Raw genomic sequence first — 20,364 nt, forward strand, 5'->3', positions numbered from 1 at the left:
AGGGAGGAAACCATGAAAAAAAATATGTACAGCCTGATGCTCGCCGAGGAGGTCATTCGCGAAATCGACAAACTGGCGGAACAGAACAATACAAACCGTTCCAATCTGGTAAATCAGATTCTGGCGGAATACGTTTCCCTCACCACCCCCGAAAAACATATACAGAACATTTTCGAGATCATCGGCAACATGATGGGAAACCGCGGCAACTTTCTGCTGTATTCGCAGCCCAACGATCTGACGATGTCGATCAAAAGTTCTTTGAAATATCACTACCGCCCCACCATACGCTACGAAGTGGAAATGTACCGCACGCCCAAGGAAACCATCGGGCAGTTGAAGATCATTTTCCGTACGCAATCCCCCGAACTATTGGTGGAGTTGACGAGATTTTTTAAGATGTGGATGCAACTCGAAACGATTTACATCAAACAGTTTTTTACAAAGGACGCGATCGAATACAGCCTGGAAAACGGAAAGTTTCTGCGCAGTTTCGCCGTGCCCAACGATTCGGATTACACCGAAGAGCAGATCGGAAACGCGATCGGCCACTATATCGCCACCTTTGACGAAATGCTCAAAGGATTTCTCGGCGGCGAATACGGCTCGATCGAGGCGTTGGAAAAGCGCTATTTGCAATATCTGAACAGCGGCGTTCAGATCATCTGAAGGAGGTGAATTTTTATGAACGCACAAAAATTGACGAAAAAAGCGATGGAGGCGGTGACTGCCGCACAGAATATCGCGCTGGAAAACCAAAATATGCAGATCATGCCCGAGCACCTTTTATACGCGCTCGCGGATCAGGAAGGCGGACTGATCCCTTCCCTTTTGAAAAAATCGGGCGCGGATATCGACTTGTTGCTCGCGCGCCTGGATACGGCGATCGGAAAGATCCCCGCCGTGAGCGGGAGCGGGCGGGAACCCGATAAGATTTATATTTCCCCCGTGACGGACAAAATATTCGCGCAGGCGGAACGGCTCGCGGCAAACATGAAGGACGAATACGTTTCCGTCGAACATATCATGCTCGCCCTCTTCGACTACGCGACGGAAGACATCAAACAGATTTTCAGAGATCTTTCCGTCACAAAAGAAAAATTCCTGGCTGAACTGAAAAAGGTCAAGAGCGAACGGGTGACGAGCGACGATCCCGAAAGCACCTACGACGCGCTTACCAAATACGGATTCGACCTCGTACAGCGCGCAAAAGAACAGAAACTCGATCCCGTCATCGGGCGCGACAACGAGATACGAAACGTTATCCGCATTTTGTCGCGCAAATCCAAAAACAATCCCGTGCTCATCGGCGAACCGGGCGTCGGCAAGACTGCCATCGCGGAGGGGCTTGCGCAAAGGATCGTGCGGGGCGACGTTCCCGAAGGATTGAAAGACAAGACGATTTTCGCACTCGATATGGGGTCGCTCATCGCGGGCGCAAAATTCCGCGGCGAGTTCGAAGAGCGTTTGAAAGCCGTGCTCGGCGAGATCAAAAAGAGCGAAGGCAAGATCATCCTCTTTATCGACGAACTGCACACCATTGTCGGCGCGGGCAAGAGCGACGGCGCAATGGATGCGGGCAACCTTTTAAAGCCCATGCTCGCGCGCGGCGAACTGCACTGCATCGGCGCGACCACGCTCGACGAATATCGCAAATATATCGAAAAAGACGCGGCGCTCGAACGCAGATTCCAGCCCGTCATGGTCGACGAACCGACGGTGGAAGACACCGTTTCCATTCTGCGCGGTTTAAAAGAGCGCTACGAAGTTTTCCACGGCGTGCAGATACACGACCAGGCGCTCATCGCCGCGGCAACCCTTTCCAACCGCTATATCACCGACCGTTTTCTTCCGGATAAGGCGATCGATCTCGTTGACGAGGCGTGCGCGACCATCCGCACGGAGATCGACTCGATGCCCGCGGAAATGGACGACATTTCCCGCAAGATCATGCAGTTGGAAATCGAGGAAATGGCGCTGAAAAAGGAAAGCGATACGCTGTCGCAGGAACGGCTGGCATCCATTAGGAAAGAACTTGCCGACCTTCGCGAAAAATTCCGCGCCATGAAAGCGCAATGGGAAAAGGAAAAACAGGAGATACACGCCGTATCCGACACAAAAGCGGAGATCGAAAAAATCAACGCGCAGATCGAGGCGGCCAAGCGCGTTTCCGATTACGCAAAGGCGGCGGAACTGCAATACAGCGCCCTGCCCGCCTTGCAGAAAAAACTGGAAGAGGCGCAGAAACAGGATTCGCACAAAAAGACGACGTTGCTCCGCGACACCGTTTCCGAAGAAGAGATCGCGCGCGTCGTATCGCGCTGGACGGGTATTCCCCTCGCAAAACTCATGGAGGGCGAGCGCGAAAAAATATTGCATCTCGGCGATATCCTGCATAAGAGAGTCATCGGTCAGGACGAGGCGGTGACCAAAGTGAGCGAAGCGATCATCCGTTCGCGCGCAGGCATCGCGGATCCCGACCGCCCGATCGGCTCATTCCTCTTTTTGGGACCGACCGGCGTGGGCAAAACGGAACTTGCCAAAGCGCTCGCGGAGAGCCTCTTTGACGACGAACACAACCTCGTGCGTATCGACATGACCGAATACATGGAAAAATTTTCGGTTTCCCGTCTGATCGGCGCGCCGCCGGGATACGTCGGTTACGACGAAGGCGGACAACTCACCGAGGCGGTGCGCAGAAAGCCCTACTCCGTGGTACTCTTCGACGAAATAGAAAAGGCACACCCCGACGTGTTCAACATCTTATTGCAGGTACTCGACGACGGGCGTATCACCGATTCGCAGGGACGCACGGTGGACTTTAAAAATACCATCATCATCTTGACTTCCAACCTCGGCTCCTCTTATCTTTTGGAAGGCATCGACGAAAAAGGCGAAATTTCCGAAGAGGCGAAAGAACAGGTGGATAAACTTTTGAAGAGCAGTTTCCGTCCCGAATTTTTAAACCGTCTGGACGAGATCGTCTATTATAAACCGCTGACCAAAGACAACGTGACCAAGATCATCGACCTTCTGATCGAAGACCTTGCGGTACGGCTGCGCGACAAACAACTGAAACTGGATATCACCGAGCGGGCGAAAGAATCGATCGTCGAAAACGGATACGACCCCGTGTATGGCGCGCGTCCTTTAAAGAGATATCTGCAGAGCAAGATCGAAACGCTGATCGCGAAAACCATTCTCGCGAACGACCTCGACGCGGGCAATACCCTTCAAATCGACACCAAAGACGGCGAGTTTATCGTAAATATTCTTAAATAAAAAAAAGGGGCTGCCTTACGGCAGTCCCTTTTGCCGTGCAGGACTTTCCCTTGACGGGAAACGAACAGATTCAGCACGAATTGAAAAAAGGTGCTCCGCCACGGCGACAAAGAAAGTGCAATACTTTTGGAAAAGAAAGCGACTCTACTAATCGCATACAAAAAAAGACGGCCGATATTCGGCCGTCTTTTTTAAATATTGGTCAGATAGAAAACTTCTTCCGCGGTCAGTTTACGCACTTTGCCACGCTCTAAAGAACCGAGTCCCATGTCGCCTATTTTGATACGCTTTAAAAAGTCCACGTTCTTGCCGATACTTTCGAACATACGGCGCACCTGCCTGTTTTTCCCTTCGGTAATGGTAACGTGCAGTTTGGTAAACTTTTTATCCGTTTCCACGATGCGCACGTTGCTCTTGCCCGTAGTCTTCCCGTCCAACTCCACGCCGCCGCGCAATTTGTTGAGTTCGGTCTCGCCCACCGTGCCCTCGATCCGTACGAGATACGTTTTGGGGATCTCGTTTTTGGGATGCGTCAAGCGGAAAGCCAAATCGCCGTCGTCGGTCAAAATCAGCATTCCTTCGGTATCGTAATCGAGCCGCCCCACGGGATAAACTCTGCCCACGCCCGCGGGCAAAAAATCCATGACGGTCTTGCGCCCCTTGTCGTCTTTGACGGTGCATACGCATCCCTTGGGTTTATTCATCAGATAATACTGATGTTTGGATTTCATCGATACACGCTGCCCGTCCACGAATACCGCATCGGAATTTTCTTTGACTTCGTCGCCCAATTTGCAGACTTTTCCGTTGATCTTGACTCTGCCCTCTTCGATAATCTTGTCGCACGCGCGCCGCCCCGCGACGCCGCAGCCCGCAAGATATTTGTTGATCCTCATATATCCTCTTTGAAAAACTAATTATTTGCGATATCGCGTAAAATGTCGATAAAGCTCTTTTTCACATTCTCTATACTAACGATTTTTTGCGAAAAAAGCAACTGATTTTCAAGAAGAATTTGCATTTCACCCAACGCGTCGCCGCATTTTACGGGCAGTTTCACCTGTTCGGGCAAATCGAAGAGGATCTGTACTTTGGAAAGTTCTCCTTCCGCCAAAGGATAAGAAAAACCTTCTTTCGCCTCCACGCGGCAGGATTTCCCCTTTACCTCGGTGGGAAGCGTCATTTCTTTTGGTTCAAACAGCGAAACAAGGCTGTATTTCGCAAAGCACTGTTCCAGGATTTCGGCGCTGCGTTCGTACATTGGATGGCAGTTCAAAACCACGGAAACAAGTTGCATACCGCCGCGCTCGGCGCCGCTTACCAGACACCTGCCCGCGATCTTCGTATATCCCGTTTTAACGCCGTTCGCGCCGTCGAACTGGTACAGCATTTTATTTTTGTTCACGAGCACGCGGTTGCCGTTGCCGCCGTCCTGTACGACAACTTTCTGCGTGGACACGATCTCTTTAAACGCGGGATTACGCATCGCCGCACAGGCGATCGTACATAGATCGCGCGCGGTCGTATAGTGATTTTCGGCAGGGAGACCGTGCGGATTTACAAAATGGCTGTGCACAGCGCCGAGTTTTTTTGCCCTTTCGTTCATCACTTCGGCAAACGCCGCGACGCTCTTGCTGTGATAGATCGCGAGCGCTTCCGCGCAGTCGTTGCCTGAGCGGAGCATCAGCCCGTACAAAAGGTCTGATATTTTCAGTTTTTCCCCCGCGACGAGATAGATTGAGGAACCCTCGATGCCGCATGCCTCGGCGGGGATCTCGAACACGTCCGAAAGATCGCAGTCCTCTACGATAATGAGCGCGGTCAAAACCTTGGTCGTGCTCGCCATGGGCATGACCTTATCGCTGTCGTTTTCGTATAACACGCGTCCGCTTTCGGCTTCCATCACGATTTCCGAATAGGAACTTTCCGCGCTCGCGCCTTTGGGCGAATATGCGGCCGCGCCCACCGCAAACGCACCCGCCAACAGAGCCGTCAGCAAACAAACCGTCTTTTTAGTCATTTTTGTTTACGAACTTCCCCATCAATTCCGACGCTTTGTCGATGAGATTATCGAGCGGCGCGTCGCCCACGTGGATAAAGCGGCAGTCGCTGCCCGTATCCAGAATGAATCCCGCGGGTTTTAACGAAACGACCGCGCCCGAGCCGCCCGCGAAGGGATAGTTTTCGTCCTCTTTCAAAATTTTGATCTCGCCGTATTCGCCGCCACCCGAAAGATATCCCATCGTCACCTTCGATACGGGGATCAACTGATAGCCGCCCGACGTCGCGATCGGTTTGCCGATGACCGTGTTCACGTCCACGAGTTCGTTGAGATTATGAAGTGAGGTTTCCACCATTTCTTCTACTTTTTTGTTTTTTCCTTTTACGCTCATATTCAATTACCTTCTCCAATAAAATTTTCGTCGACGCCATCGAAAGCACGAGCAGATTAAAAATCGCGGTCATACTCACGGATACTTTTAAAGTATCGCTTTCGGGCGTCAGCATCACGCCGCTTTTCAGCGACAGATATTTTTTTTTCGCAAAAAATCTTGCGAACAGCGCGCCCGCCAACGATTCGATAAACGCAGCGGCAAGAACCGCCCCGCCGACGTTTTCGCGATTGCCGATTTCGACGATCTGATGATACGAATAGACTTGAAACCCGTCCGTGATCTCGAACTTTTTTCGCGTGTTTCCCAACTCTTTATACGGCAGCAGGACCGCTTTCTTTTTGGTGAGATGAAAGGCGATCCCTTCTTTGTACAAAGTGGCGTACCCGCCGTAAATTTTGAAAAAACGGAACAGATAGATGCCGAAGCACCCCTTTTTCTCTTTTCCGTCGACAAAGGCATTTACGTTCAAAAAAATCGGAAACAAAAAACTTAAAAATCCGACGAACGAGAGTATGCAAAGCGTATCATCCATACAAGCAGTATTTCCGTCTTTTCATAAATTATGCAATAAAAAACCCGCCGAAGTTCGGCGGGGCGAAATTTGACGTTTACAGTTTTTCGATGATCTTCGTGAGCGCGTATTTGCAGTGTTCGTACGTGAGGCCGCCCTGAAAATAAGCGATATACGGTTCCTTGACGGGCGCGTCCGCAGAAAGTTCGATGGAGGCTCCCTGCACGAAACAGCCTGCCGCCATGATGACGCGGTCCTCATATCCCGGCATATCCCACGGCTGCAACTGCACGAAACTGTCGATGGGCGACGCCTCCTGCACCGACTGGATAAATGCGATCAGTTTTGTATCCGAAGGGAACTGTATGGCGCGGGTGATATCATACGGCATATTTTCCAGCGACGGCGAAGTTTTATAGCCGATCTGATCGAGACAGGCGCCGATGAGGAAACTTCCCTTCAACGCCTGGTTTACGGTGTGCGGAGCAAGGAAAAGTCCCTGGTAAAAATACTGATAACCCGCAGAATAGGAACCGACCTCCGCGCCGATGGAAGGCGCCGTCAGCCTGCCCGCGATTTTTTCGACGTATTTTTGCCGTCCGACGATATAGCCGCCCGTAGGCGCGATGCCGCCTCCCGCGTTTTTGATGAGAGAACCCACCGCGACGTCCGCGCCGTTTTGCGTCGGCTCGCTCGTTTCGACAAATTCGCCGTAGCAGTTATCCACGAAAATACAGCCTTGAAAGCCGCATTTTCTCACGAACGCGCACGCCTCCGAGATTTTTTCCTGCGATAGCGCGTCGCGCCATTCGTAGCCGCGGGAACGCTGGATAAAGACCACTTTGACTTTCGGATTTCTCAGTCCATTTTCGATGGCGTGATAATCGAATGCGCCGTCTTTCAGATCGGCTTTTTCAAAGGAAATCCCGAAATCTGCGAGAGAGCCCGTATCTTTGCCCGCGATCACGTCCTGCAACGTATCGTAAGGATTTCCCGAAATGGAAAAAAGCGTGTCGCCCGCGCGCAGAAGGCCGAACAGTCCGACGGTCAGCGCGTGCGTTCCCGAAACGATATTGGGTGAAACGAGCGCACTCTCCGCGCCGAATACGTCCGCAAAAACCTGATTGAGGGTATCGCGCCCCTCGTCGCCGTAGCCGTAGCCCGTACTGCCCGAAAAGTGGCGGAGCGCCACGCGGTTTTTATGAAAAGCCTTTATCACCTTTACCTGATTGAAATAGGATATTTCATCCAGTTTCCGAAACGTTTCTTTCAGTTGTTCTTCGCTCTTTGCGATCAGCCGTTCTGCTCCTTGCATAAATACTCCATAATGATATTTTCGTTATCCGCGCAGTCGGGCGCAAGATAGATAAGATTCGGCAGTTTTTTGAAAAAAGTGATCTGCCGTTTTGCATAATTTCGCGTATTCTGCTTTATTATGTCAGACACAGTACTTCGCAAACTCGGATTTTCAACAAGTTCAATAGTTTCTTTATAGCCGATCCCTTGCATACTTTGCGCCGTCGGGGGAACACCGCCGCGCAGCAAAGCCCGCACCTCTTCGACAAGCCCCTGCCCGAACATGACGTCTACGCGCTTTTCGATGCGCTCGTACAGTTCCTTTCTCGGATAATCGAGACAGACCGCCACATAGGGAAACCGAGGGATCGGCTCGTCCTTCTGTTCGGATTTTTTTCGTCCCGTCAATTCAAATATTTCCAGCGCGCGAACGACGCGTTTCACGTCGTTATAATGAAGTTTCGCCGCGCTTTCCGCATCGCATTCCCGCAGGAGAGAATGCAGGTATTCGCGTCCCCGTTCCTTTGCGATGGTTTCATATTTTAACCGCACGGCGGCATCGGCCGGCGCGTTCCCGAATTTTTGCGCAAAGAGCAGCGCATTGATATAAAACCCCGTACCGCCGCAGATGACGGGCGTTTTTCCTCTCTGCAATAAACTTTCGACGACGGGAAGCGCCGCTTTTTCGTAATCGCTGACCGAATACGAATCCGTCGGCTCCGCAACGTCGATCATATGATGCAAAATACCCTCCCGTTCGGACAAAGAAGGTTTCGCGGTGCCGATATCCAGCCCCCGATACACGAGCATACAGTCGGCGGAAATGATTTCCGTTTGCAGGCGTTTCGCCATCGAAACGGCAAGCGCCGTTTTCCCCGATGCGGTCGGCCCGCAGATCACGAGCGCTTTCGTTTCCACTACACGATCCTCTTGAACATTTTTTCGATCTCGTAACGGGAAAGTTTGACGGCGATCGGGCGGCCGTGCGGACACTTCAACCCCATATCGCCGCCGAGCATTTCAAAAAGTTTGTCCTTTTCCGAATCGGTCAGCGCCATACCGCCCTTGACCGCATGTTTGCAGGCAGTCATCGCCAATTTATCGCGCAGCAATTCGTTGAGACGAATGCCTTTCAGCGTACCTACGTTTTTAAGCACTTCGGCGAAAAAGTCCGCGAGCGACACGTCCTGCAATTCCATCGGTACGGTGGAAATTTTGAAACTGTTGGATCCGAATTGTTCACACTCGAAACCGATCTCCTCCAAAACTTTGGAATGGTCGGTCAAAAAGTCGGCCTCTTGCGCGTTCACCGTGAGAACATACGGCAACAGCATCGGCTGCTTGACGACGGCACGCTTGCGCATTTCTTCCCGGAAACGGTCAAACAGCAGCCGTTCATGCGCGGCGTGCTGATCGATCAAATAACAGTCGTCGCCCAACTCGTACAAAAGATAAGTCTGGAAAAGACAGCCGCGATAAACTGCATTTTCAAAAATAATTTTCTGTTGTTTCGCCTTTTGTTCCGCAGCGAGGATCAACCGTTTGTTTTCCTCGAAAACGTCGGGGGCTTGTTCTTCTCTTTGCGGCTCTTTCGAATTTTCATTTTCACGGTTGCCCGAATCATGCAGCCAGATAGGCGCGGGCGCACGGTCATAACTATAATTCCAAGTATAATTTTCCTGCAAAGGCTCGGTTTTCTTTTCCGCAATCACGGAAGGCACATCTTTGGGCGTTTCAATGCTTTTTATGTCAGGCATAGTATTTTGCACAACTTCGATTTCCTGTTTTTGCGGCGTTTCTTTGACGCCGACGATATATTCCAACGCACTGGCGTTGCCGTCGAGCACAGACGATATGATCGAATAGATACTGCCGTAAATGACCTGATTGTTTTCGAAACGCACGTCCGCTTTATTGGGATGCACGTTCACGTCCACCACTTCGGGCGGAATATCGATAAATAAAATATAAAAAGGATATTGCCTCTTCATCAGATAAGAAGCAAAGGCGTTGGATATGGCGGAACCGATCGTGGCGTTAACGACGTAGCGACCGTTGACAAAAGTGCTCTGATACGTGCGGTTTGCTTTGGTAAAGGAAGGTTTCCCCACATAGCCGTGTATAGCAATCCCGTGTTTGACGGCGCTTATTTCGTAACATTCTCTAAGTACGCTCGCCCCGTACACGGCGGCGACAGCCTCTTCAAGTCCTCCGCCGAACGATTGCAGGCACAGTTTTCCGTCCACAAAGTAGCGAAAGGATATTTCAGGATTTCCCAAAATAAAACGGGAAACGGAATTGGTGATCTCCGCTTCTTCCCCTTTATCCGATTTCAGGAATTTTGCGCGCACGGGCGTATTGAAAAAGAGATTTTCGGCACATATTTCGGTACCGACGTCGCGCGCACAAGGCAGGATCTCTCCCATTTTCCCGCCGCTGCATGAGATCTGATAGGCGCAGTCGCCGCCCGCCGCGCGGGATTTGACGGTCACGTTCGCCACGGATGCGATACTCGCGAGAGCCTCGCCGCGAAAGCCCAGCGTCATAATGACGTCGAGATCTTCCACGCGCGCGATCTTGCTGGTCGCGTGCGGCAAAAAAGCGGAAGTAAAATCTTCCCTTTCAATACCCGAGCCGTTGTCGGATACGCAGATCCTGTCCTTTCCGCCCCGCTCGATCTCGATAGAAATACTCGTCGCGCCCGCGTCGATGCTGTTTTCGACGAATTCTTTTACCACAGAATACGGGCGGTCCACCACCTCGCCCGCGGCGATGCGGTTAAAAACGGAACTGTCCAGAATATTGATCTTTGCCATAAAACTCCTTTATCTTTTGACTTTTTCGGAAAGGTCGGATAAGACCATAAACGCCTGCATGGGAGAGAGATTATCAAGATCCAATTCGGATAAGATTTTTTCGATTTCGGAAAGGCTCGGTTCCTCTTCGGAAACGGCGATCTCTTCCGTTTGCGCCGCGCCGCGCGCAATATCGTTTTTCTCCAATTTTTTGAGGATCTCTTTGGCGCGCGCTGTCACTTCCGCAGGAACGCCCGCCAGTTTTGCGACCTCGATCCCGAAACTCTTATTAGCGCCGCCGCGCATGATCTTACGCAGGAAGATCACCGTCCCCGCGGCCTCTTTTACCGTAACTTTATAATTTTTGACACCCTCGATCTTATCTTCCAGTTCCGTGAGTTCGTGATAATGCGTGGCAAAAAGCGTCTTTGCTTTGATCTTCTGCGCGAGGTGTTCCAAAACCGCCCAGGCAATACTAAGTCCGTCGAAAGTACTCGTCCCGCGCCCCACTTCGTCTAAAATCAGCAGAGAATCGGGTGTCGCGTTTAAAATGATGGAGGCAACTTCGGTCATTTCCACCATAAACGTGCTCTGGTCAAGGATCAGATTGTCGCTCGCTCCCACACGGGTAAAAATACGGTCGGTCACGGGTATTTCCGCGCTCTTTGCAGGCACGAAACAGCCGAGGTGCGCCATCAGCACGATGAGCGCAGTCTGCCGCATATAAGTGCTCTTACCCGCCATATTCGGTCCCGTGATGATCATGATCGAAGTATCTTTGCCGTCCATCGTCGTATCGTTGGGCACGAACCGCTCTTTGGAAAGAGCCTCCACGACGGGATGTCTGCCGTCGATGATTTTCAAGGGGCCGCCGAGCGGGCCTATCTGCGGTTTGCAGTAATTGCGCTCTTTGGAAACCGCGGCAAAGGATACAAGGCAATCGAGGAAGGCAATCGCCTGCGCGAGTTCTTTGAGTTTGGAAATATTGTCCGCAAGCGCGGACTTCACATCCTCGAAGATCGCAAGTTCAAGTTTGATGCTGCGCTCCTCGCTAGTCAATATCTTTTCTTCGACCTCTTTGAGTTCGTCGGTCACGTAGCGCTCGGCATTGGCGATCGTCTGCCGCCTCTGATAATGATACGGCACTTTATCCTTAAAGGAATTCGTGACCTCGATCATATAGCCGAACACGCGGTTATATTTGATTTTCAGATTTTTGATGCCCGTCGCGTCGCGCTCCCGCGTTTCCATTTCGGCGATCATGCCCGCCCCTCCGTCGCGGATCCTGCGGAATTCGTCGAGGTCCTTATTATAGCCCTCGCGGATAAAGCCGCCGTCCTTGACCGCAACGGGCGCGTTTTCCACGATGGTCGCCTTTAACAGGTCGCGTATTTCTGACAATTCGTGCAGTTCGGAAACGATCTTCATCAGAACGGGCGAAGAAAAACCCGTCAACTGAAATTTAAGGCTGGGAACGATTGCAAGCGAAAGCGCAAGATTTTCGCAGTCGCGCGGCGTCAGATTGTTGTTGGAAATTTTGCCCGCGATCCTCTCGATATCGCGGATCCCTTTGAGCGTTTCGGCGATCCCGATGCGTATGACCGTCGCATTGAAAAGTTCCTCCACGCCGTCCAGACGAAAACAGATCTCTTCCCGCGAATTGAGCGGGTTGAGTATGAGATTCGTCAACAGCCTTGCCCCCATGCCCGTCTGCGTCTTATCCAGAAGCCACAAAAGAGAGCCGCGCTTTTTCCCTTCGTACAGCGTTTTCGTCAGTTCCAGATTTTTGATCGCGATGCTGTCGAGCATCATCGTCTTTCTTCCGTTGAGATATTTCAAACCGTCGAGATTTTTCAGCGCGTGTTTCTGCGTTTCCCGCAGATATTCGACGAGCGCACCGCAGGCGGAGATCGCGATATCTTTGCCCGCAATGCCGAAGGGCGCGAGCGTTTTCGTTTGAAATTGTTCCAAAAGGCTGTTTTCGGCGCGCCGCACGGTGAACGCCCAAGGAACGTAACAGGAAAACGAAGGGAGCGAATTGTATTTCAATACGGGACAATCGCGCGCCGCGAGCAAAAACTCGTCGTTGACGATAATTTCGGCGGGCGATAATTTGACAAGGTTTTCTCCCGCCTCGCTCACGCAATTCCCGCCCGAAAACGAGGACACGCAGAATTCCCCCGTCGTGATATCGGTGTATGCGACGGCGCACTCTTCGCCGCTTTTATAAGCACAGGCAATGAAATTGTTGGAGCGCTCGTCTAAAAGTTCATCTTCGATGAGCGTACCCGCCGAAACGACGCGCACCACGTCTCTGTCCACCATGCCTTTACTCGTGGCAGGATCGGAGAGTTGCTCGCAGATGGCGACCTTTTTTCCGAGCGCGACGAGGCGGGCGATATATGTATCCGCGGCGTGAAACGGAATACCGCACATGGGCGCGCGCTCTTCGAGACCGCAGTCGCGCCCCGTCAAAGTGAGATCGAGGAGCGCGGACACTTCCTTGGCGTCGTCGAAAAACATCTCGTAAAAGTCGCCCAGGCGATAAAACAGGACGCAGTCTTTGTATTGGTCTTTGATCTGAAGGTAATGCCTCATCATCGGAGATAATCCGCTCATCTTTTGAACCTCTTTCCTTTATCGGACGATCTCGCCCGTAAGCGATACGCCCGATGCTTCAGTAATTTTCACGTTTACGAATTTGCCCACCACGTTTTCGGACGAAGGAAAATAACCCATGCGCCCGTATTCGTCGCGCCCGAGATAAACACCCTTTTTCCCGTCGTAATCCTCGCAGAGAATTTCCACGATCTTACCCAAATATTCTTTGGATTTTTCACGCGTTTTCGAATTCACCAGAGAAACGAGACGCATGATCCTGTCTTTTTGCACGTCTTCCGGGATCTGGCCTTCCATTTCTGCGGCAACGGTGCCCGACCGACGGGAATACACAAAGGTGAACGCCGTGGAAAAATCGGCGGCATCGACGAGATCCAGCGTCTTTTGAAAGTCCTCCTCCGTTTCCGTGGGAAAGCCGACCATAATATCGGTCGTGATCTGACAATCGGGAATGCGTTTCCGCAACATTTTTACTTTATCGAGATATTCGTCGAATGTGTATTTACGGTTCATTTTTTGCAGGATACGGTCGGAGCCCGCCTGCACGGGAAGATGCACGAGGCGGCATATCTGCGGGTTTTCGGCAATGGCGGCGACGAGATCTTCGGTGAAATCTTTGGGGTTGCTCGTCATAAACCTGAGTCGGAACTTACGCTTGTCTTGGCAGATTTCCCGCAACAAATCGGGGAAATTGAAAGCGCCGTCCGCGTCGTTCCCGTACGAGTTGACGTTCTGCCCCAACAGCGTAATCTCCTTATACCCTTCGTCGAGCAAGGATCTCACTTCCGCAACGATATGTTCGGGACGGCGGCTGCGTTCCCTTCCGCGCACATACGGCACGATGCAATAGGTGCAGAAATTATTGCAGCCGTACATGATATTCACCCAGGCGTTCGGGTAACTGGTGCGGAAAGGCTTGTCTTTTTCGGAAATCTCCCCTTCCTTTTCCCACACGTCCACGACGGATTTTTTGCGTTTCAATTTCAACTCGACGAGTTTCTGCAATTCGTCGAGATTGTGCGTCCCGAATACGATATCGACGAAAGGAAACTTCTTTTTCAGTTCTTCCGCCTTGCCCGGCTGCTGCGTCATACAGCCGCCCACCGCGATCAAAAGATCTTTTTTGGATTTTTTGAGTTTTTTCAGGGCGCCGATGTTTCCATAAGCGTGATTTTCCGCGTTTTCGCGGATACAGCAGGTATTAAAGACGACGATATCCGCGTCTTCGCTGTCAGCAACAGGCTCGTAGCCCATCTTTTTCAGCGTGCCCGCGATTTTTTCCGATTCGTGCACGTTCATCTGACAGCCGTATGTAATGATATGATAATGTTTCTCGTTCATAATTTTCCGTAAGCAATGATATTTCAGATTCCATTATAACTTTTTTTCGGAAATTTTTCAAGTTATTCAAAAATAGAATGGTTAAATAATTTTTATTTTTTTTCTTATACTAACGTAAAAGGGTTGACTATGAAAGTTTTGAGGAAAATATTTATCATCGGCCTGTGTTCGCTGCTCGTTCTGACGGCTGTGGCCGCGGCTTTTTTTCTGATCACGACCAAAGACAGCAAACTCAACGAAGAAAAGCTGACTTTATCCGAAAACAATATCGTGATCTGCGACAACGGCGGAAACGAGATCGCACAGATCTCCGCGAACAAGGCGAATAAAAGCGTAAAAATAGAGGCGCTTTCCGATCATCTGAAAAACGCCTTCGTATCCATCGAAGATAAAAATTTTTATAAGCACCACGGCCTGGACGTCGCAAGAATGGGAAAGGCTTTTTTCAACAACCTGAAAAGCCGCTCCTACAAGGAAGGCGCGTCCACCATCAGTCAGCAATTGATCAAAAATACTCACCTCACCAACGAAAAGACCATTTCCAGAAAACTCAAAGAGATCAAACTGACCGTCAAACTGGAAAAAAAGTATTCCAAAGACGAGATCATGGAAATGTATCTCAATACCATTTATTTCGGGCACAGTTGTTTCGGGATCGCCAGCGCCGCCGATTTTTATTTCGATAAAGAGGCGAAAGATCTGACAGTCGCGGAATCCGCGCTCCTCGCCGCGCTCATCAAAGCGCCCAACACGTATTCCCCTTTCAATCATCCCGAAAAATGTCTGCAAAGGCGCAACCTTGTTCTGACGAAGATGCAGGAATACGGATACCTCAGCGAGAGCGAGGCAAAAATCGCCAAGGAAAGTCCTATCCCCGAAAAGTCGGACAACGCCATCAAATCGCAGACGTATATACAGAGCGTGTACGACGAACTGGAAAACGTTCTCAGCGTTTCCCCGTACGCCATTCTGGACGGGTGCAGAATTTACACTTACATGGATGCCCCCCTGCAAAAATACGCGGAAGAACTGAAAACCACAGCCGACCGTTCGGGCAAAAGCATCGTAATTCTCGACAACAAGACGCGCGGCGTCAAAGCATTTTATTCTACCGAAGGCAACAGCAGCAGACAGCCCGGTTCCATCATCAAGCCGCTCGCCGTGTACGCGCCCGCATTCGAAGAAAACAGGATCGTGCCCGCAACCCCGATTCTGGACGAAAAAATTGATTTCGGCGGTTATTCCCCGTCCAATTACAACGACGTTTACAACGGTTACGTGAGCGCGCGCGCCGCGCTTTCCCGCAGCCTGAACGTGCCCGCCGTAAAAATTCTGAACGATTTAGGCATCGAAAAAAGCGAACATTATCTGCGGGAAATGAATCTGCCGTTAAAAGACGAAGATAAACACCTCGCCCTGGCGCTGGGCGGCATGAGCCGCGGCTACACCCTGACGCAACTCGCGGGCGCGTACACCGTCTTTGCAAACGAAGGTTTTTTCGCTCAGCCGCGCTTTATTAAAAAACTCGAAGACAGTCGGGGGAACGTGCTCTACACGGCGGAGATCGCATCGCGAAAAGTTTTCGGCAAGGATACCGTCGGCATGATCAACGATATTTTATACGAAACAGCCAAAACGGGAACGGCGAAAAAACTTTCGAACCTTCCCTTTCCCGTCTGCGCAAAAACGGGAACGTGCGGCACGGAAAAAGGAAACACGGATTCCTACACGATTTCCTACACCCCGGAAGACACGGTTGCCGTCTGGATGGGCAATTACGACAACACCGTGACCGACGTCACGGGCGGCGGACTGCCCTGTCACTACGCATATCTTCTGCACAAAAAAATTTATGCCGACAGCGCGCCGAGCCGTTTTGAAGTACCTGGCGAACTCGTATCTTTAAAACTCGATAAATTCGAATATGAAAACAATCATCGCATCGTGCTCGCCGACGAATACGCGCCGACGGAATACGTCGTCACCGATCTTTTCAAATCCGATAAGATCCCGCAGGAAAGTTCCGCGCGCTTTACAAGCCCGCAGATCCAGACGCCCTCGATCCGATATAAAGACGGCAATGTAATAATTGATTTATGTCATGCAGAGTACTATTCATATTTAATAAAAAGACAATATGACGGTAAAACTGAAACAATTTATGACGGAAAATATCAAGAACATTTTACAGACAGAAATACAGTGAAAAACAAAAAGTATACGTATACAGTGACCCCTTACGTGAAAAACTCCGAAGGCGATCTCGTATACGGCAAGAGCGTCGTACTCCCTACCGTCTACACAAAAAGCAAACAAAATTACGATAAAATTCTGGACGATATTCTTGATTAAAAAAAGAGAGGCTTTTTTCGTGTCCCCATTAGGGATTATAAAATAATCAATTAATTTAATGGGGACACCTGCAAGTGGCAAAAGACTCGAAGTTTCACAACTTCGAGTCTTTTGTTATGCTAAATAGCGTCGCAAAAAGGAAATTTAATTAAATTTCAAAATTTTAACATTAAAAGTCCTTGACAAATCAATTTTCTTGTGGTATGATATTTATGTAAATTTCAAAAAAGGATGTGTGTCAAGTGGAACTACAATCTCTCGCAAATATAATTCAAGGTAACATTCCGACACGAATAGAAGTTACAACAGGTCAATCCATTGAAACGATTACAATGCAAGAACTTAACTACATTGTTAACGTTTCAGACGATTTGCCTATCGCAAAATATATAACCGTTCAAGGCGATAAAATCGGGACGTATTCTTTAACAAAAGAATACGACGTAGTTGTCGGATTGAGTTCGGGCAAAGCAATCGTGATTGAAAGAAATCGTGCTGACAAACTCATTCTTTCAAATCTTGCTATTATACGAATAAATGATATGTCGGAAGTTGATCCCTACTATTTATGTTGGTTTATCAACAATAATACAGCGGCACTTAAACAATTAAAAAAGTTAAAACAAGCCACAACCGCCGTATCTATTATTCCGTTAAGTATGCTGAAAAGTTTTGAAGTAACGCTACTACCTATCGAAACGCAACGAACAATCGGTAAGATAAGCGAACTGAAACGGCAGCGGGATAGACTGACACATTCAATAGAAACGAAAAAAACGGACATTTTAACACAACAGTTAATGAAAATATTTGAAAAGGAGTTGCAAAATGGCGATAAGCGAGTATGAAGTTGAAAATCTCTTTATTGAAAGATTAGGGACTATCGGTTACAAATATGTCGAATTAAAGAACTACACCGAAGTTATGCTGAACTTCAAGACACAACTTGAAGAGTTCAATAAAGAAGAAATCATCAAGGGCAAAGGCGTTGCAGAACTGTCGATTGCTGAATTTGACAGACTTCGCACACAAATTGAAAACAAAACCGTTTACGAGTCGGCAAAAATTTTGCGCGATAAGCAGGTTTTGGAATTAGACAACGGCAAGCGTATCTATATTGAGTTTTTGTCGAAAGACATAGACCGCAATATTTATCAGGTTACGCACCAAGTAACGATGGATAAAGACCATATGAATGAAGTCGTTTATAAAAATCGTTACGACGTTACGGTTCTCATTAACGGTTTACCGCTTGTTCAGATTGAATTGAAACGCCCCGGTGTTGAAATCAACGAAGCAATCAATCAGATAAACCGCTATCGTAGGTATTCGTTCAGAGGGCTGTTCCATTTCATTCAATGTTTCGTCGTTTCAAACTCTATTCAGACGAAATATTTTGCTAATGAAAACGAAACGAATGCGGACGGTACATACAAAGCCATACTGAAAAGTCTTGCTTTCTTCTGGACGGACGCAAATAACGAGCGTATCAATCAACTCAACGAGTTCACGGACGATTTCTTCACGAAATTCAATATAACTGCTTTATTGACGGACTATACCGTGTTACAAGACACGATGAAAAACATTATCGTAATGCGTCCGTATCAGATTTACGCAACAAAAGCAGTTTTACGTCGTGTGTTGGAAGAAAACCGAAACGGCTATGTTTGGCATACAACCGGTTCAGGTAAAACACTTACTTCTTTCAAGTGCGCGTCCCTTCTCCGTGATAACGGCAGAATTGATAAAGTTTTCTTTTTGGTTGACCGCAAAGACTTGGACGACCAGACCGTTGACGAATACAACTCATTTGAAGAAGATTGCGTCGATAACACCGATTCAACCGCGGAACTCATTAAGCGTTTGAAAAACAGCGGCGAAAAAATGCTTGTTACGACCATTCAGAAACTCGCTTGCGCACTTCGTAACGAGAAATATAAGGCTATTATGGAAACGTACAAGACGAAAAAATGTGTGTTTGTTATCGACGAATGTCATAGAAGTCAGTTCGGTAAAATGCACGGTGATATTCGCAGAAATTTCCAGAACGCTAACTTTATCGGCTTTACGGGAACACCTATTTTTGAAGAAAACAAAGGAGCAACAGGTCAGACAACGGCAGATATATTTAACGCCGGCAATATGGACGCTTGTTTGCATAAGTATCTTATCAAGGAAGCCATCGCAGACGGCAACGTTTTGAAATTCTCTGTCGAATATCAAAACACATTCAACATTGTTACGACAAACGCAGCCGATATGACGGTAAGGCGTATCGTTCACGAGCAAAGCAATAATCCGAATTTCAATCTCGAAGAATACTGCAAGCGTAACAATATTGATATTTCAAACATTTATAGCGACCAGCAACGTATCGAACTCGTTACAAATAACATTTTGGAACATTACGAAAAGCATACGAAAATCGGTACGGACACCTATACGTCGCTCTTTGCAATTCAGTCAGTACCGCTTCTTCAAAAGTATTACACTGCTTTCAAGAAGTTGAACAAAAAAGGCTTGAAGATTGCGGCAATATTTACTTATGCGGCAAACGAAGATATGGACGAAGGCGCAGACACACCGCAATCGAGAGAGTTTTTGGAACAATGTATCAAGGACTACAACGAAATGTTCTCTGACGGTAAAGAAAAACTGTCTTTCGGTCTTGATACGTTCGACGCTTACCGCAAGGATATTGCGAAACGTTTGAAACAAAAAGAAGTTCCGCAGATTGATATTTTGCTTGTTGTAAATATGTTCTTAACGGGATTTGACTCAAAGCCGCTTAACACGTTATATTTGGATAAGCCTTTATTCTGGCATTCTCTCGTTCAGGCATACAGCCGCACGAACCGTATTTACAAAGAAACAAAGCAGTACGGGCAAATAATCACATTCCGTAATATCAAAGACGAACAGGACAAAGCCCTTAAACTGTTTTCGGGCGATGGCAATCCGAACGCATATTTGCTTGAAAATTACGATTATTACGTTGCCGAATATGCCGACAGAGTTGCAGTCTTGCGTAACATTGCACCGTCTTACGATATTGCGGGCAGATTGCAATCCGAAGACGACCAAAGAAAGTTTATCGTTGCTTTCCGTTTGGTTGCGCAAACGCTTTCTACGTTAAAAACATTCTCAAAATTCGAGTGGAACGACCTTGTAAACGTCCTGGACGAAGACGAGTTCTTGGGATATAAATCGTGGTATCTCTACTACTACGATTTAGCAAAGAAAGATAGAGAGAAAAACGTCAAAACAACGCTTGTCGATATCGACTTCAATATCGAACTTATCCGCACGGATAAAATCAACGTCGTTTACATTCTCAACCTGTTAAAAGACGTAATCAAGAAAGACGAAAACGAGAAAAAACGCTCTATTGACTTGATTTTGCGAGAAATCGAACGTTCAGACAACGAGAGATTGAGAGCAAAACAGGAAATGTTAAAGCGTTTCGTTACGGAAAAGTTTTTCAGTCTTTCGCCGGACGAAGATATCGTAAAAGCATATGAAGAATTTGAAGTTCAACAGCAGAATATGGATATCGAAATGTTTGCAGAAGAAACAGGCATTGACGTCGATACCATCAAGTCATTTATGTCGGAATATCAGTTCAAGCACGTTATCAGTCTTGAAGATATCCGAAAGAGATTAAGTCAAAAAGGATACGGACTACTTAAAACAATCAAATTGTCGTCCGAAATAGAAGAATTTGTTAAAGAACAATACGAAAAATTCAGAGCCGAAGGAGTATAAAATT

General features: G+C 48.5%; 14 protein-coding genes. 5 read left to right on the forward strand and 9 right to left on the reverse strand.

Annotated elements, in window-relative coordinates; genetic code table 11:
• The first annotated feature begins 12 nt into the window (after positions 1 to 12).
• Complete coding sequence (locus ESZ91_RS08775; RefSeq protein ID WP_129226358.1) at positions 13 to 669, forward strand: ribbon-helix-helix domain-containing protein; 657 nt, start codon at positions 13 to 15, stop codon at positions 667 to 669.
• A 15-nt stretch (positions 670 to 684) separates the two neighbouring features.
• On the forward strand, positions 685 to 3,282 hold the full coding sequence (clpB, locus tag ESZ91_RS08780) for an ATP-dependent chaperone ClpB (RefSeq protein ID WP_129226360.1): 2,598 nt from the start codon (positions 685 to 687) through the stop codon (positions 3,280 to 3,282).
• A 191-nt stretch (positions 3,283 to 3,473) separates the two neighbouring features.
• Here clpB and ESZ91_RS08785 read toward each other — a convergent pair whose 3' ends face one another.
• The 9 genes from ESZ91_RS08785 to miaB form a co-directional block, all read right to left on the reverse strand.
• A complete protein-coding gene (locus ESZ91_RS08785) occupies positions 3,474 to 4,178 on the reverse strand; it encodes a pseudouridine synthase (protein WP_129226362.1) in 705 nt (234 codons plus the stop codon).
• Between the two features lie 17 nt (positions 4,179 to 4,195).
• Entirely contained in the window at positions 4,196 to 5,302 is a 1,107-nt protein-coding gene (locus tag ESZ91_RS08790) for a D-alanyl-D-alanine carboxypeptidase family protein (RefSeq protein ID WP_129226364.1), read from the reverse strand.
• Positions 5,295 to 5,639, reverse strand: coding sequence for a spore germination protein GerW family protein (locus tag ESZ91_RS08795; RefSeq protein ID WP_161971111.1), 345 nt, complete (start codon positions 5,637 to 5,639; stop codon positions 5,295 to 5,297). Before ESZ91_RS08795 ends, ESZ91_RS08790 begins: the two co-directional genes overlap by 8 nt.
• Positions 5,617 to 6,210, reverse strand: coding sequence for a hypothetical protein (locus ESZ91_RS08800; protein ID WP_129226368.1), 594 nt, complete (start codon positions 6,208 to 6,210; stop codon positions 5,617 to 5,619). Before ESZ91_RS08800 ends, ESZ91_RS08795 begins: the two co-directional genes overlap by 23 nt.
• Positions 6,211 to 6,286: 76 nt before the next feature.
• Entirely contained in the window at positions 6,287 to 7,504 is a 1,218-nt protein-coding gene (locus tag ESZ91_RS08805; protein ID WP_129226370.1) for a methionine gamma-lyase family protein, read from the reverse strand.
• Positions 7,483 to 8,403 (reverse strand): tRNA (adenosine(37)-N6)-dimethylallyltransferase MiaA, encoded by a 921-nt coding sequence (gene miaA, locus ESZ91_RS08810; RefSeq protein ID WP_161971112.1) that lies wholly within the window; start codon positions 8,401 to 8,403, stop codon positions 7,483 to 7,485. Before miaA ends, ESZ91_RS08805 begins: the two co-directional genes overlap by 22 nt.
• On the reverse strand, positions 8,403 to 10,301 hold the full coding sequence (gene mutL / locus ESZ91_RS08815) for a DNA mismatch repair endonuclease MutL (RefSeq protein WP_129226374.1): 1,899 nt from the start codon (positions 10,299 to 10,301) through the stop codon (positions 8,403 to 8,405). Before mutL ends, miaA begins: the two co-directional genes overlap by 1 nt.
• A 9-nt stretch (positions 10,302 to 10,310) precedes the next feature.
• Complete coding sequence (gene mutS, locus ESZ91_RS08820; protein ID WP_201270887.1) at positions 10,311 to 12,899, reverse strand: DNA mismatch repair protein MutS; 2,589 nt, start codon at positions 12,897 to 12,899, stop codon at positions 10,311 to 10,313.
• Positions 12,900 to 12,917: 18 nt separating this feature from the next.
• Positions 12,918 to 14,240, reverse strand: coding sequence for a tRNA (N6-isopentenyl adenosine(37)-C2)-methylthiotransferase MiaB (gene miaB, locus ESZ91_RS08825; RefSeq protein WP_129226376.1), 1,323 nt, complete (start codon positions 14,238 to 14,240; stop codon positions 12,918 to 12,920).
• Between the two features lie 129 nt (positions 14,241 to 14,369).
• Between miaB and ESZ91_RS08830 the strand changes: the two genes are divergently transcribed.
• The 3 genes from ESZ91_RS08830 to ESZ91_RS08840 all read left to right on the forward strand — a co-directional run bounded on the left by ESZ91_RS08830 (position 14,370) and on the right by ESZ91_RS08840 (position 20,360).
• Complete coding sequence (locus ESZ91_RS08830) at positions 14,370 to 16,592, forward strand: transglycosylase domain-containing protein (RefSeq protein ID WP_129226378.1); 2,223 nt, start codon at positions 14,370 to 14,372, stop codon at positions 16,590 to 16,592.
• 242 nt (positions 16,593 to 16,834) lie between these two features.
• Positions 16,835 to 17,440, forward strand: a complete 606-nt coding sequence (locus ESZ91_RS08835; RefSeq protein WP_129226380.1) for a restriction endonuclease subunit S domain-containing protein — start codon at positions 16,835 to 16,837, stop codon at positions 17,438 to 17,440.
• Complete coding sequence (locus ESZ91_RS08840; RefSeq protein WP_129226382.1) at positions 17,421 to 20,360, forward strand: type I restriction endonuclease subunit R; 2,940 nt, start codon at positions 17,421 to 17,423, stop codon at positions 20,358 to 20,360. The genes ESZ91_RS08835 and ESZ91_RS08840 overlap by 20 nt, the downstream gene beginning before the upstream one ends.
• The last annotated feature ends 4 nt before the right edge of the window (positions 20,361 to 20,364 follow it).

The sequence above is a fragment of the Candidatus Borkfalkia ceftriaxoniphila genome, assembly GCF_004134775.1.
GTDB lineage: Bacteria > Bacillota > Clostridia > Christensenellales > Borkfalkiaceae > Borkfalkia > Borkfalkia ceftriaxoniphila.